Annotated in this window: 15 protein-coding genes; 9 read left to right on the top strand and 6 right to left on the bottom strand. The window is 30.6% G+C overall.

Translation table 11 applies throughout. The features are described from left to right. Positions 1 to 8 precede the first annotated feature (8 nt). The gene (locus LJD34_RS01240; protein WP_107029032.1) at positions 9 to 419 is read left to right on the top strand and encodes a PTS sugar transporter subunit IIB; all 411 of its coding nucleotides are present in this window, start codon (positions 9 to 11) and stop codon (positions 417 to 419) included. Here LJD34_RS01240 and LJD34_RS01245 read toward each other — a convergent pair. Continuing rightward, entirely contained in the window at positions 411 to 1,337 is a 927-nt protein-coding gene (locus tag LJD34_RS01245) for a DUF1848 domain-containing protein (protein WP_227358993.1), read from the bottom strand. The genes LJD34_RS01240 and LJD34_RS01245 overlap by 9 nt on opposite strands. A 119-nt stretch (positions 1,338 to 1,456) precedes the next feature. On the opposite strand from LJD34_RS01245, the gene LJD34_RS01250 reads away from it, so the two are divergent. Together LJD34_RS01250 and LJD34_RS01255 are read left to right on the top strand one after the other, a co-directional pair. Then, positions 1,457 to 2,836, top strand: coding sequence for a DEAD/DEAH box helicase (locus LJD34_RS01250; protein WP_117574840.1), 1,380 nt, complete (start codon positions 1,457 to 1,459; stop codon positions 2,834 to 2,836). Continuing rightward, positions 2,823 to 3,683 carry a deoxyribonuclease IV gene (locus LJD34_RS01255; protein ID WP_227358994.1) on the top strand — a complete coding sequence of 287 codons (861 nt, stop codon included), beginning with the start codon at positions 2,823 to 2,825 and terminating at the stop codon, positions 3,681 to 3,683. The genes LJD34_RS01250 and LJD34_RS01255 overlap by 14 nt, the downstream gene beginning before the upstream one ends. On the opposite strand, the gene LJD34_RS01260 is transcribed toward LJD34_RS01255, so the two are convergent. The 4 genes from LJD34_RS01260 to rpsT all read right to left on the bottom strand — a co-directional run bounded on the left by LJD34_RS01260 (position 3,659) and on the right by rpsT (position 7,193). After that, positions 3,659 to 3,913, bottom strand: a complete 255-nt coding sequence (locus tag LJD34_RS01260; RefSeq protein WP_032090365.1) for a hypothetical protein — start codon at positions 3,911 to 3,913, stop codon at positions 3,659 to 3,661. The two genes, LJD34_RS01255 and LJD34_RS01260, sit on opposite strands and share 25 nt — an antisense overlap. Positions 3,914 to 3,957: 44 nt before the next feature. Then, complete coding sequence (ispG, locus tag LJD34_RS01265; RefSeq protein WP_119363562.1) at positions 3,958 to 5,016, bottom strand: flavodoxin-dependent (E)-4-hydroxy-3-methylbut-2-enyl-diphosphate synthase; 1,059 nt, start codon at positions 5,014 to 5,016, stop codon at positions 3,958 to 3,960. Positions 5,017 to 5,041: 25 nt separating this feature from the next. Continuing rightward, on the bottom strand, positions 5,042 to 6,811 hold the full coding sequence (gene pepF / locus LJD34_RS01270) for an oligoendopeptidase F (protein WP_227358995.1): 1,770 nt from the start codon (positions 6,809 to 6,811) through the stop codon (positions 5,042 to 5,044). 121 nt (positions 6,812 to 6,932) lie between these two features. Continuing rightward, entirely contained in the window at positions 6,933 to 7,193 is a 261-nt protein-coding gene (gene rpsT / locus LJD34_RS01275; protein WP_022002730.1) for a 30S ribosomal protein S20, read from the bottom strand. Between the two features lie 113 nt (positions 7,194 to 7,306). On the opposite strand from rpsT, the gene gpr reads away from it, so the two are divergent. From gpr to fmt, 4 genes are read left to right on the top strand one after another with little or no spacing between them, the layout of a single operon-like run. Next, the gene (gene gpr, locus LJD34_RS01280; protein ID WP_227358996.1) at positions 7,307 to 8,260 is read left to right on the top strand and encodes a GPR endopeptidase; all 954 of its coding nucleotides are present in this window, start codon (positions 7,307 to 7,309) and stop codon (positions 8,258 to 8,260) included. 39 nt (positions 8,261 to 8,299) lie between these two features. Then, on the top strand, positions 8,300 to 9,016 hold the full coding sequence (gene spoIIP / locus LJD34_RS01285) for a stage II sporulation protein P (protein WP_032090361.1): 717 nt from the start codon (positions 8,300 to 8,302) through the stop codon (positions 9,014 to 9,016). Further along, positions 9,013 to 9,297: a hypothetical protein gene (locus LJD34_RS01290; RefSeq protein ID WP_022002727.1), complete on the top strand. Its 285-nt coding sequence runs from the start codon at positions 9,013 to 9,015 to the stop codon at positions 9,295 to 9,297. Before spoIIP ends, LJD34_RS01290 begins: the two co-directional genes overlap by 4 nt. A gap of 15 nt (positions 9,298 to 9,312) precedes the next feature. Next, positions 9,313 to 10,266, top strand: a complete 954-nt coding sequence (gene fmt, locus LJD34_RS01295; RefSeq protein WP_022002726.1) for a methionyl-tRNA formyltransferase — start codon at positions 9,313 to 9,315, stop codon at positions 10,264 to 10,266. A 10-nt stretch (positions 10,267 to 10,276) separates the two neighbouring features. Here the strand turns inward: fmt and LJD34_RS01300 are convergent, their stop codons facing one another. Beyond that, the gene (locus tag LJD34_RS01300) at positions 10,277 to 11,242 is read right to left on the bottom strand and encodes a D-2-hydroxyacid dehydrogenase (protein WP_227358997.1); all 966 of its coding nucleotides are present in this window, start codon (positions 11,240 to 11,242) and stop codon (positions 10,277 to 10,279) included. 407 nt (positions 11,243 to 11,649) lie between these two features. Between LJD34_RS01300 and LJD34_RS01305 the strand changes: the two genes are divergently transcribed. Both LJD34_RS01305 and LJD34_RS01310 read left to right on the top strand, forming a co-directional pair. Beyond that, the gene (locus tag LJD34_RS01305; protein ID WP_227359019.1) at positions 11,650 to 12,951 is read left to right on the top strand and encodes a pyrimidine-nucleoside phosphorylase; all 1,302 of its coding nucleotides are present in this window, start codon (positions 11,650 to 11,652) and stop codon (positions 12,949 to 12,951) included. A 12-nt stretch (positions 12,952 to 12,963) separates the two neighbouring features. Then, a complete protein-coding gene (locus LJD34_RS01310) occupies positions 12,964 to 13,794 on the top strand; it encodes an HAD family hydrolase (protein ID WP_032090357.1) in 831 nt (276 codons plus the stop codon).

The following is a 13,794-nucleotide window of genomic DNA, read 5'->3' on the forward strand; positions in this document are numbered from 1 at the left end:
GTGTTTAAATGATTAGAATATTATTATGTTGTGGTGGGGGCTTTTCTTCAAGTGCTATTGCAACAAGGATGGAAAAAGAAATTAAAGAAAAAAATTTAGAAGATAAATACAGTATTGAATTTTTACCATTTGGTTTAGGATTAAAAGAATTAGACCGTTTTGATGTTGTTATTTTATGTCCACATTTGAAGGTAGAATTAGATAGAGCTTTAAAAAATCAAACAATTGATAAACCACTTTATTTACTTCCACCTAAAATGTATGGACTCATGAAATTTGATGAAATCATTGTCGATATTGAAGATGTAATGAAAATGTATCAAGAAAATCCAGTTGTACCTGTGAAATTTCCTGGAGAAGATAATTTATTACGTATTACTAGAGGTGTTGCTTATCGCCACGCACATCCCTTAAAATAGGGAAAGTTGTCGATCAATATAAGAAACCTGTTTTGCTTCTTTAATAATATCGTCTTTTTGAAAGTCTCCAATTAAAAAAGGGGACTTTTTATTATGCATTTTAACATTTTTTAAAACAGTTACACGATCGTAATTGGCATAACAATAAAGGCAACCATGTAAACACGTATTATAAACGCCAATATCATTATTTAATAAACAACGGCATCCTTGTCTAGCTTCATTTATTTTAGGTAGTTTTAATGAATGACCTAGAGCTCTTTCAATAATTTGTTGATTCATACACCCACTTGTATGAACACCTGTTGTTTTTAAAAATTCATTTTCGTGACATGAATAGATTTCAATGTTATATTTTTTTCCAATTTCTACAAATTTCTGACAAAGATAGATTTGATTTTTTTGACTTACTTCTTGAACTTCTTTAAAATTCTTTTTTGTTTTTTGATATAAATCGATAAAACTAATGACACATTGATGAGTATATCCAGTTAGTTTTTGACACATTTTTTCAAAGATTCGAAGATGATATTCAATGGTATAATAATCATTTAAAAAGATAGGGTCATAACGCCAACCAATACAATGACTTCCTATTTTTTTAGATAGTTCAATGAAGCTACGAATAATTTCGTTTTTATTGGGAACATAGGGTTCAATCGTTTGATTGTAAGGGGTGATTGTTACAAACCAGAATTGTTTATAGTCTTTGATTAAATCTAGACGTGAAAGCATTGGTTTAGGATTTTTAGTACAAAAACAAATAATATCAATGACTTGAGGATCTAAAATATATTTTGTGACTTGATGAGGGAAATAGGGATTACGAACACAGACAAAACCTTCTTGAATACGATTAAAAAACCAGTCACTAAAAAAGGCAGGAATATCTGTACGATTACCAGTATTTAAGATCATCTAATCACCTCCAACAAGAATATTATAGAATAATTATAAAAATCCATCCATAATATTTGTTGAAATGTATCAAAAATATGGTATAATAACGTGACTAAAAAAGAAAAAAGGAGGATTTTATGGCAACTTTTCAAGATTTTAAATTACAAGAATATTGTAATCAAGTAATTAAAGAGTTAGGTTTTAAAAAGCCAACCCCAATACAAGAAAAAGTCATTCCCCTTGTATTAAAAAATAGAGATATTATCGGGATTTCACAAACAGGGACAGGTAAATCACATGCTTTTTTATTACCAATCATGTCTCGTATTGATGTCAATAAAGATTGTGTGCAAGCTGTTATTACAGCACCAACAAGAGAACTTGCTTCTCAATTATTTAATAACGCTAAAACATTTACAAAATATTTACCAGAATTACGTGTTTCATTAATTGTTGGAGGAAGTGACCGTCAAAGAGCTGTTAATAAACTTTCAATACAACCACACGTGGTTATTGGAACACCAGGACGTATCAAAGATTTATCTTTAGATGCGCAAGCTTTACAAATTACAACAGCAAAAACTTTTGTAGTCGATGAAGCAGATATGACATTAGAATTTGGTTATTTAGAAGATATTGATGCTGTGGCAGGAAAAATGGCTGATGATCTACAAATGATGGTTTTCTCAGCAACGATTCCACAAAATCTAAGACCATTTTTAAAGAAATATATGCAAAGTCCAATTACTATTGAAATCGATAGTAAACTTGCTACAACAGCCAATGTTGAACATATTTTACTCGCAACAAAGCATCAAGATCGTTATGATGTTTTAAAGAAGATCATGGCAACAATTGATCCTTATATTTGTATTATTTTCGCGAATAAAAGAACAGAAGTATCAAAGATTACGCGACAATTAAGAGAAGATGGTTATAAAGTTGGAGAAATCCACGGAGATTTAGAACCTCGTGAAAGAAAGAAAATGATGCGACAAATCAATAACAATGAATATCAATACATTGTTGCGACAGATATTGCTGCACGTGGAATTGATATTGATGGTGTTTCTCATGTCATTAATATGCAATTTCCAACAGAACCTGATTTTTATATTCATCGAAGTGGACGTTCAGGGCGTGGAAACTATACAGGTATTTGTTATAGTATGTATGATACAACAGATGAAAAAAATATTGCAATTCTTGAAAGAAAAGGAATTGAATTTAAGAATATGCAACTTAAAAACGGACAATTTGTGGATTTAGGACAAAGAGAAAAACGTAAAAAACGTATTCGTCAACAAACTGAACTTGAAAAACAAGTTCAAATGATTATCCGTAAACCTAAAAAAGTAAAACCAGGATATAAAAAGAAACGTAAATATCAAGTTGAACAAGTTGTACGTAAACAAAAACGTGCGATGATTCGTGATGATATCCGTCGTCAAAAGAAAGAACGTGCCCGTCAAGCACAAATCGCTAAACGTATGGAGGAAGGCAATGATAATTGGTAGTCATGTCTCAATGTCTGGAAAAGACATGCTTTTAGGTTCAGTAAAAGAAGCTTTATCTTATGGTGCTAATACGTTTATGTTTTATACAGGCGCACCACAAAATACGAGAAGAAAAGCCATTAGTGAATTAAAGGTGGAAGAGGCAAAAGCTTTAATGAAGGAAAATAACATTGATTTAAAAAATGTTGTTGTTCATGCACCTTATATCATTAATCTTGCTAATACGGTTAAAGAAGAAACTTTTGAATTAGCTGTTAACTTCTTAAAACAAGAACTCCAAAGATGTCAAGATATTGGGACATCGATTCTTGTTTTACATCCTGGAAGTCATGTAAAAGCTGGAGAAGAAGTAGGTCTTCAACAAATCATTAAAGGTTTAAATGAAGTATTAAAAGATACACCTTATCAAGGAAAGATTGCTTTAGAAACAATGGCAGGAAAAGGCAGTGAGTTAGGAAAGACATTTGAAGAAATCAATTATTTGATTTCTCATTGTGATTATCCTGAAAAATTAGGTGTTTGTTTAGATACGTGTCATATTCATGACGCAGGATACGATTTATCAAATTTTGATGCAATTTTAGATGAATTTGATCGTATTATTGATTTAGATCGTTTACTTGTTGTTCATTTGAATGATTCTAAAAATGTTCAAGGAGCTCATAAAGATCGTCATGCAAATCTTGGCTTAGGTGAGATTGGTTTTGATATTTTAAATGGGATTGCTCATAATGAAAGAATAAAAGATGTTCCTAAGATTTTAGAAACACCTTATATTGATGGTAAAGCTCCTTATAAAGAAGAAATAGATATGTTGAAAAATCAAGAATTTAGAAATATTGAATGATGATTTTGAAACAAAGATTTCAATTTTAAACTAGTGGCAACACTAGTTTTTTTCATAATTGATTGAAATAGAATAGGTAAATAATGTTCACTACAGAGTAAAAAACGGTTTTGATCTATCACTTGATAGATTGCCTTCAAATCTTCTTCATTTAGCTCTAATGCTTGTATTTCCTTATTGCTTCTAAAATCTTCATACGATAAAAAATGTTCAATGAATAAATTTTCCATAGTTTTACGCCTCCATAGTTATATATATGAAAAAAAGATGGTTATTATGAATTAACCATCTTTAAAATTTCATCTTTGAGCGTTTGTACCATATCTTCTTGTTTAACTTTTTTAATAATTTTTCCTTTTTTGATCAATAATCCTTCTTTAACACCACCGGCAATACCAATATCGGCATTTTTTGCTTCACCTGGACCGTTAACTGCACAACCCATAATGGCTACGGTAATATCTTGATGGATATTATTTAAGAAATCTTCAATTTCTTTAGCGACTGGAATCAAATCATATTGAATTCTTCCACAAGTTGGACAAGATACAAGGGTAGGAACATTTTTAATTAACCCCAATTCTTTAAGCAATGTTTTTGCTACTTTAATTTCTTCTACAGGATGATCACTTAAAGAAACACGAATCGTATTTCCAATTCCTTGATATAATAAAGTACCAATACCTAAAGAAGATTTAATTGTTCCTCCAAGTTTTGTTCCTGCTTCTGTAACCCCTAAATGAAGGGGACAGTCAAAGGTTTCACTAGCAAGTGTATAGGCTTCAATTGTAAGCATTGTATCGGAAGATTTTAAAGAAATACAATAATCATGGAAATCTAGACTTTCCAAAATATCAATATGTTTCTTAGCACTTTCAATCATTCCTTTAGCAGTAGGACGACCATATTTTTCTAAGATATCTTTTTCTAAAGAACCACTATTGACACCAATACGAATAGGAATATGATGTTCTTTACAAGATTCAACAACGGCTTTTACCTTTTCAATACTTCCAATATTTCCAGGATTGATACGAATTTTATCAATTCCTGATTCAATCGCAATCAAAGCTAAACGATAGTCAAAATGAATATCGGCAACTAAAGGAATATGCACTTGTTTTTTAATATCTGCTATCGCATATGCATCTTCTTTGTCAAAAACAGCCATTCTAACCATTTCACAACCGGCATCTTCCAATTCTTGAATTTGTTTAACGGTTGCTTCTACATTTTTAGTTTTGGTATTTGTCATGGATTGAATAATGACATGATTATTACCACCTAATGTTAAATTTCCTACTTGAAACGCTCTTGTTTGTTCTCTTTTCATTTCTATCACCTAATACTATTATAAATTATTTTACCAGCTTTTCAAATTCATTTAACAAATCTTCAAAATAATGGAAAGCATCATCATAAAGAGCGTCATCTAAAGGATCAACACCCGCATGACTTAATAAGTCAACAGGAGATTCTTTTCCACCTGATTTTAAGAAGTTTAAATAACGTTCAACTTGTTGCGTGTCACCATTTAATATACGTTTAACGATAGCTAAAGCAACAGTCATTCCTAAAGTATATTTATAAACATAATAATCATAATAGAAATGAGGAACATAATAACAAGACCAACCTACAAGTTCATCCATTTTTACATCTTCACCAAAGTATTCTTGATTCAATTTTGCATAAAGATCAGTCATGATTTTAGAAGACATGGGTTCATTGTTTTTAGCCATTTCATGAAGACGGTGTTCAAAGTCCGCAAACATTGGTTGTCTAAAAATAAGACCAACACAATTTTCTAATTGTTCATAAATATAATAAGCTTTTTCTTCTTTAGATGAAGCATGATCCATCGTATAGTTGATAAGTAAAGTTTCATTAACGGTTGAAGCGACTTCAGCGACAAAGATACGATAATTACTATTAATATAATCTTGATTATGGCTTGATAAATACGTATGCACACTATGACCTAATTCATGGATCATAGTTGATAAAGAATTATAATCGCCAATGAAATTCATTAAAATATAAGGTTGTGTTAGGTAACTTCCGCTACTATAAGCGCCACCACGTTTACCAACAGTAGGATAGTAATCGATCCATCTTTCCTCTTTAGCACGATTAATAATAGCTAAATAATCTTTACCAAAAGGTGCTAAAGCTTGATTAATGATGTCAAAACATTCTTCAATTGTAAATTTCTTAGAAACACTTTTTACAAGAGGAACTGATAAATCATAATTATAAAGTTCATCTAGCCCAAGAATTTCTTTTTTTAAATGATTATAGCGATGGAATAAATAGCGATATTCATTATTTGCTTTATCTAAAATTTTAAAGAATAAATCCGTAGGGACATCATCATTAAAAACACTTGCTGCAAGTGGTGAATCAAAATGACGGATATCACTATAAAAAGCATCTTTTTTCATAACCCCTGAAAGCGTAGAAGCAAAAGTATTTTCAAAACGCTGATATTCTTTAAAGAAATGATGGTAGGCTTGTTTTCTAACGTCTCTATTTTTATTCTTTAAAAATTCATTAAGTGTCGCTTGATTTAATGTTTTCTTTTGACCATTGACTTCAACATCTTCAAATTCTAGGCGTAAAGAATCAAAAACTTGTTCTGCTAATTCAGAGATATTGTCTACTTTTGCAACCAATTCTTCTTGTTCTTTATCTAATAAATGAGATTTAAATGCTAAAGTATTTTCTAAAGAATACCGATAAGATTTTAAACGTTTATCTTTTAAATATTCTCTTACTGTTTCATCATTTTCAACGATTTCATTATCAACAAAAACAAGTTTAACACTTGATTGTTGAATGAGTGACATCACTGTTGCCAACATCTTTTGATATTCTTGATTTTTAGGTTCTACATCGCAGTTTAAATGCGCAAAGCAATAGGCTTTACTTACAAGCATGGACATTTCGTCACGCTTTGATAAAAAACGTAGAAACGTTTCAATGCTTTCTGTAAGCTTTCCTTGAAATGAAATCAATTCATCAAGTAATTGTTGACTGACTTCTATATCATGATAAAACTCTTGAGGATCTTGATAAATTTTAGAAAGATCCCAAGTATATTTTTCTTCTATATCTTTTCTTTCCATAAATACATCTCCTTGTAATGTAAAAATATTTTACTCTTATTTTATTTCAAAGTCTATTAACATTATAATCAAGAAAAGAAAGAATAAACAAAAAAACCAGACATTTGTCTGGTTTCAATGATTAGATTGAGTTAACTAATTTAGCTAATTTAGATTTTTGTCTAATAGCGTAGTTTTTATGATGGATTCCTTTGTTTACATAAGAATCTAATTTGCTAGAAGCGATTACTAATGCTTTTTCAGCAGCTTCTTTATTTCCAGCTTCAACTTCAGCTCTTACGTTTTTGATTGCAGTTTTTAAAGCTGATTTATAAGAAGCGTTTTTAGCTCTTTTTTTGTTATCGTTTTTATAACGTTTAATTTGTTGTTTCATATTTGCCATGATCTTTCACCTCGCTTTGCAATTTACCATTTCATTATATATAAAAAGTCAAGTAATTGCAACAATTTTGTGTAATTTGTTGGAAATAAGGTAATAATTTTTAAGGTGAGAATATGAATAAGTACAATACACATAGTGATTTGGCGAAAGAATCTTTAGAATTATTAAAGGAAGGAAAACATTATAAGCGCTTTATTGAAAAAATGGATAATTTTTCAATAGAAACCTATGAATTTTTAGAAGATACGGATTATTTGAAAAAGGGAAAGTATATCGAAATTTTTTTTAAAGAATCTTTTATGTCAATTAGTCAACATGTGACTCGACTTTTAAAAGAGATGATAGATCAAAATGATTATCCCCGTATTTTAATTATTGGACTAGGAAATCCTTATTTAACCAGTGATGCCATTGGACCACGTACCTTAAGAGACATTCGTGTGACTCATTATTTAGATGATGGTCTTAAGTTAGAAAATCATTATTATGATATTTTATCATTGACACCAGGTGTGATGTATCAAACAGGAGTTGAGACAGTTGAAGTGATTCAAGCAATGGTTGATCAGTTTCAAATTGATTTAGTGATCGCTATTGATGCTTTATGTGCAAGAGATTATCAAAAATTAGGACGTGTGATTCAAATTAATAATGTTGGGATTCATCCAGGGAGTGGTATTGGTAATCATCGTCAGGCCATTCAAGAAGAAACTTTAGGATGTCCTGTCATCGCAATTGGTGTTCCTACAGTGATTTATGCCAGTTCCATTGTAAGAGATGTTTTTCAATTAATGAAAGACTATTTTGGGGATGCTTTGGATATAAAAAATAAATTAAAGATTGGTAAAAGAAAGAAATATGAAGGAGAGCTTTCTGTAAGTCAACAACAGTATTTATTAGGGCATGTAGGAAGTCTTGAACAAGAAGAATTAGAATCGTTGCTTTATGAAATACTGACACCAGTTGATCGTAATTTTGTGATGTCTGATAAACAAATTGACGAAACGGTAGAAAAGGTAAGTGCCATTCTTTCAAAGGCTTTAAATGACTTAAGGTATAATTCTTGATTTATTTCATATATTTGAATACATACAAGGAGAGCGCCTATGAAAATAAAAGTATCTATTCAAATTATTTTCAAAATAATGATCATTGTTTTAATGATTATCTATTTACCTTCTTATAGTCATCAAAATGTGAAAGTTTTTAAAGCAATTTCAACAACGGAAGCCTTGCAGACAAGCGTACCAGTTACCTCAAGTAAGAAAATTCATCTATATAATACACATCAAGGAGAAGAATATGTTGGATATAATGTAAAAGAGGGAGCAAGTTATTTAAAGGATTGTTTAACAAAAGAAGGTTATTTTTGTGATGTTGAACAAAATGATTTTGAAAACTATAAAAATATACATCGAATTGCATATAATCAATCTTATGTTGTTTCAAAGATGTATTTAGAAAATTCTTTAAGAGAAAATGGGCAATATGATTTAGTCATTGATTTTCATCGAGATAGCCTTGATAAAAAATATTCTACACTGGTTTATAATCAAAAAAGTTATGCTAAGATTTTGTTTGTCGTAGGAAAAAGTAGTGGAAAATTTGATATGGTTAATCAATTATCTACAGAACTTTCTAACAGGGCAAATGAGAAAGTGCCAGGATTATCTAAAGGAATTATGGTAAAGAAAAATCATTATAATCAAGGGATTTGTGATCATACGATTTTAATTGAATTTGGAGGACAAAATAATACGAAAGAAGAAGTCCAAAATACAATCGAAGTGATGTCTCAAGTAATTAAGGAGTATTTACAATGAAAGAACTTTTAATTGATTTTACAATGGTCGGTTTATTATTATTTTGTATGAATGGTTTGTTGAATAATCATTATATTCAAAATGAAATGGTTTCTAAAAATATTGTTGCTTTTGAACAAAATGTACAAAAACAAAAAGAAGTTAATTCCGATGAAGGTCTCTATGATAATCAAAAAGATAATACACTTTCTTTAATTGTTAAAAAGATAAGTCAAATTTGTATCCAAATAATTCAAACAATTGTCTTGCTTATCTCTCAATTTATTAGTAATATCTTATAGAAGGAAGTGAAAAGAATGAATCAATTAAAAATCGTATTTATGGGAACAGCAACTTTCTCTGAAGCTGTTTTAAAAAACTTAATTCAACATGATTACAACATCGTCCAAGTTGTTTCACAACCAGACCGTCGTGTTGGAAGAAAAAAAGAACTTAAAATGCCTGAAGTTAAAGTTGTGGCCTTAGAACATGATATACCCGTATTTCAACCACAACGTATCAAAGATGATTATCAAGCCATTATAGATATGCAACCTGATTTAATTATTACAGCTGCTTATGGACAAATGATTCCACAAGAAGTTTTAGATTGCCCACGTCTTGGATGTATTAACGTTCATGCGTCATTACTTCCAAAATATCGTGGAGGAGCACCTGTTCATTATGCCATTTTAAATGGAGATGAAAAAACAGGAGTAACAATTATGTATATGGTAAAAAAGATGGATGCAGGAAATATCATTTATCAAAAAGAAACGCCTATTTCTAATGATGAAACAGTAGGAGAACTTTATGATCGTTTATCTATTTTAGGAGCTGAAGCGATTATTGAAGCAATGCCTGCTATTATTGAGGGGACAAATGAATCCATTCCTCAAGATGAATCAAAAGTAACATATTCTCCTGTTATTTCTAGAGAACAAGAAAAAATTGATTTCAATAAGCCAGCGGTAGAAGTTTATAACCATGTAAGAGGATTAAATCCTTGGCCTGGAGCTTATACAACGTATCAAGGAAAAACAGTAAAAATCTATCAAGGGCTTGTACATAATTGTCCAAATGCTATGACACATCACGCACACCAAGAACCTGGAACAATCGTGAAGATTTTTAAAGATGCTATTGGTGTAAAGGTACAAGATGGGGTTTATATTATTACTGAATTCCAATTAGAAGGTAAGAAACGTATGCTGGTAAAAGATTATCTTAACGGGCATAATATTTTTGAAGTTGATCAAAAGTTTGAATAGCGCTGAGGCGCTATTTTTTATATGTGACAACTTTTCGATAACCTGTTTGAAAATCAACTTCATTTTCTAAAGTTTCATGATTTTTTAAATGTTCAATATTTCTAATAACAAGCTCTGTATAATAATTACGAACACTTTGCCAAACAAAACCACCTGAACTATGAGGAGTAATTAAAACACGATCATAGCTCCATAAAGGTGAAGTTGCAGGTAAAGGTTCTTCTTCCACAACATCTAAACCAACACCATAAAGATGCCCTTGATTTAATACTTCTATTAAATCTTTATTACTGATGGCACTTCCACGACCAACATTGATTAAGACAGCATCTTTTTTCATTTTTAATAATTTATCTCTGTTAAAAATATGAATTGTTTCTTTGCTTTGTGGAAGTGATAAAATCACAAAATCGCTTTGTGGTAAAATTGTATCTAAATCATTGATTGTTGCGACTTCATCAACATAAGGAAGCTCCTTTTGGACTCTTCTTTTAATAGCGGTAATATGACAATCAAAGGCTTTTAGTCTTTTCGCAATTTCATAGCCAATATCACCATAGCCAACAATACAAACACGACTATGATAAATTTCTTTTCCTTGTTTTGAAGGAAGCCAATTTCCTTCTTTCATTTGTAAAGCATACGTTTTTAAGTTTTTACAGAAAGTAATCATCATACCAATAACATGTTCACTAATGGCAATCCCATAACTTCCACTGGCATTAGTAAGTTTAGTGGTTTTATTTAAAGTACCTTCTTTAATATATTGATCGCTTCCTGCACTATTAAGTAAGAGAGCTTGTAAATGTTCTTGATTTAAATTTAAATCAAGATGTGGATTTCCCACAATGACATCAACTTGATCAATATCTTCTTGAGTTGGTCTTCTTTTAATAAGAACAGTATCATTTATAAAATATTCTTGGATTTTTTTACTTTCGGCCTCTTGTAATGGGGCACATACTAAGATTTTCATAAATCCACCTCCAAGTACATTTTATCAAAAATTATTTTTTTCGCCAATTGGCACTAAAAGACTTGTTTTTACTTTCTTCAATACCACGATGTCCATAAGCTTCCGCCGTATCAAAAAAGTACAATCAAATTGATAAGCTTCTTGAATAGCTTCAATACCTAACTTTCTTTTGGTTGGTACTATGTCAAGATTTTTTATTATCGCTTGAATGTTAGATGAATGTCCATCCTTCTTTAAAAGAAGACTATTTTTTACCTTATGGGATTGTCTGTAAGAGAAATTCTTCTCAAAAAATGGAAGAATTTCTTTCTATGATTGAAAAGATTCTCTCGAAGTTATGAAAGTGTTTTCAAAATAAAATAAATTATAGTAAAATAAGATTAGATTGAAATAAAGGGGAAATGGCAATGAGAATGGTTGATTTAATAGAATATAAAAAGAATAATGGAGAATTCAATCAGCAACAAATTCAATTTATTATAGATGGTTATGTTGATGGAAGTATTCCTGATTATCAAATGTCAGCATTATTAATGGCAATTTGTTTTCAAGGACTTACTGCAAAAGAAACGGCAATGCTTACACAAGCGATGGAATATAGTGGAGATATTATCGATTTATCTAAAATTGAAGGTGTTAAAGTAGATAAACATTCTACCGGGGGTGTTGGTGATAAAACATCTCTTGTCTTAGGACCTATCGTTGCGGCTTGCGGTGGTAAAGTAGCTAAAATGTCAGGAAGAGGTTTAGGACATACCGGTGGAACATTGGATAAATTAGAATCGATACCAGGTTTTAATATTTATGTATCAGAAGAAGATTTTATCAAACAAGTCAATGATATTGGTTTAGCCATTATTGGACAAAGTGCCACACTTGTACCCGCTGATAAAAAAATTTATGCTTTACGTGATGTTACTGGAACGGTTTCATGTATTCCTTTAATTGCTTCATCCATTATGTCTAAAAAACTTGCCAGCGGGGCAGATACGATTTTATTAGATGTCAAATATGGAAATGGTGCTTTTATGCAAACGTTAGAAGATGCTAAAAAGCTTGCTCAAACAATGATCGACATTGGAAAACATTGTCATAAAGATACACGTGCAACTATTTCAAGTATGTCACAACCTTTAGGAAAGGCAATTGGTAATAGTTTAGAAGTCATTGAAGCAATTGAAACGCTTAAAGGAAATGGACCTCAAGATTTAGAGGAACTATGTTTAAAAGCAGGAAGTACAATGCTTGTTCAAGCAAAACTTTATCAAGATGAAAAAGAGGCGTATAAAGCATTACAAGAGGTAATTTCTAATGGAAAGGCTTTAGAAAAACTCAAAGAAATGGTTCAAAGACAGGGTGGAGATGTTTCATATATAGAAAATCCTGAACTATTTGAAAAACCAAGTGTTATAATGGAAATAACTTCAAAGGAAACAGGTTATGTCAAAGCATTAGAAGCAAAGAATTTAGGAATTGTTTCAATGAAATTAGGTGGTGGTCGCATGACTAAAGATGAAGATGTTGATCATGCTGTAGGACTTGTTTTAAATAAAAAAATAGGGGATCATGTAGAAATCGGTGAAACGTTATTGACTGTTTATGCAAGAAATAAAGTGAGTCAAGAAATCATAGAAGAAATTTATCAAAGTTATACAATTGTGGATGAATTTGTTGAAAAACCTATTTTGATTGAAGAAATCATGAAGTAAGAGGTAAGAAAAATGAAGTATGTATTTTTTGATATTGATGGAACAATTCGTGGGAAAAGTAGAGAAATTACAAAAAGAAATAAAGAAGCTATTTGTAAGTTAAGAGAAAATGGACATAAGGCTTTCTTATGTACAGGAAGAGCACCTGTTTCGATTACACAAGATATTTTAGATGTAGGTTTTGATGGTGTTATTTCAGCAGCGGGAAGCTTTATTCAAATTGATGGTGAGTATATCTATGAAAACTTTTTAGATAGTAAGCTTTTACAACAAGCTATTGTTTTATTTTCTAATGCACAAGTTGGCTTTACTCTTGAAACGAAAGATGAACTTTTTCAATCAGGTTATGCTAGAGAGTATATGGAAAGAAGACAAATCAAAGATACACAAGCCAATCCAGAATTAGCTCGTTTCTTTGAAAAACGTAATCAAGCCTTCAAACCAATTACTGAATATGATCCTGGTAAAGATAAAGTGACTAAAATTGTTTTTATTGCATATGATAAATATGCATTGCTTGATACAGTGCCTCATTTAAGTAAAGATTTTAATGTCGTTGTTTTTTCTAAACCAGAAGATGATTTTATTAATGGGGAAATTATTTCAAAGAACTGTACGAAGGCAGATGCCATTGAAAGAGTGATGGATTACTATCATGCAAATATGGAAGATACAATTGCTTTTGGAGATAGTATGAATGATTATCAAATGCTTGAAAAAGCAAATCAAGGAATTGTTTTTGAAGGAGCAAAGGAAAAGTTATTAGATATTGCTTATGATACTTTCAAAGATCCTGATCAAGATGGAATTGCCTTAAGCTTAGAAAAACTAGGCTTAATATAG

The sequence above is a fragment of the Faecalibacillus sp. MSK20_93 genome, assembly GCF_020589945.1.
GTDB lineage: Bacteria > Bacillota_I > Bacilli_A > Erysipelotrichales > Coprobacillaceae > Faecalibacillus > Faecalibacillus intestinalis.

Coding starts and splice junctions, on each gene's coding strand:
- LJD34_RS01290 (WP_022002727.1), top strand. CDS start 9,013: ATGAAAGAACTTTTAATTGATTTTACAATGGTCGGTTTATTATTATTT.
- LJD34_RS01260 (WP_032090365.1), bottom strand. CDS start 3,913: ATGGAAAATTTATTCATTGAACATTTTTTATCGTATGAAGATTTTAGA.
- LJD34_RS01250 (WP_117574840.1), top strand. CDS start 1,457: ATGGCAACTTTTCAAGATTTTAAATTACAAGAATATTGTAATCAAGTA.
- gpr (WP_227358996.1), top strand. CDS start 7,307: ATGAATAAGTACAATACACATAGTGATTTGGCGAAAGAATCTTTAGAA.
- LJD34_RS01310 (WP_032090357.1), top strand. CDS start 12,964: ATGAAGTATGTATTTTTTGATATTGATGGAACAATTCGTGGGAAAAGT.
- LJD34_RS01305 (WP_227359019.1), top strand. CDS start 11,650: ATGAGAATGGTTGATTTAATAGAATATAAAAAGAATAATGGAGAATTC.
- rpsT (WP_022002730.1), bottom strand. CDS start 7,193: ATGGCAAATATGAAACAACAAATTAAACGTTATAAAAACGATAACAAA.
- ispG (WP_119363562.1), bottom strand. CDS start 5,016: ATGAAAAGAGAACAAACAAGAGCGTTTCAAGTAGGAAATTTAACATTA.
- LJD34_RS01245 (WP_227358993.1), bottom strand. CDS start 1,337: ATGATCTTAAATACTGGTAATCGTACAGATATTCCTGCCTTTTTTAGT.
- LJD34_RS01300 (WP_227358997.1), bottom strand. CDS start 11,242: ATGAAAATCTTAGTATGTGCCCCATTACAAGAGGCCGAAAGTAAAAAA.
- LJD34_RS01240 (WP_107029032.1), top strand. CDS start 9: ATGATTAGAATATTATTATGTTGTGGTGGGGGCTTTTCTTCAAGTGCT.
- fmt (WP_022002726.1), top strand. CDS start 9,313: ATGAATCAATTAAAAATCGTATTTATGGGAACAGCAACTTTCTCTGAA.
- pepF (WP_227358995.1), bottom strand. CDS start 6,811: ATGGAAAGAAAAGATATAGAAGAAAAATATACTTGGGATCTTTCTAAA.
- LJD34_RS01255 (WP_227358994.1), top strand. CDS start 2,823: ATGATAATTGGTAGTCATGTCTCAATGTCTGGAAAAGACATGCTTTTA.
- spoIIP (WP_032090361.1), top strand. CDS start 8,300: ATGAAAATAAAAGTATCTATTCAAATTATTTTCAAAATAATGATCATT.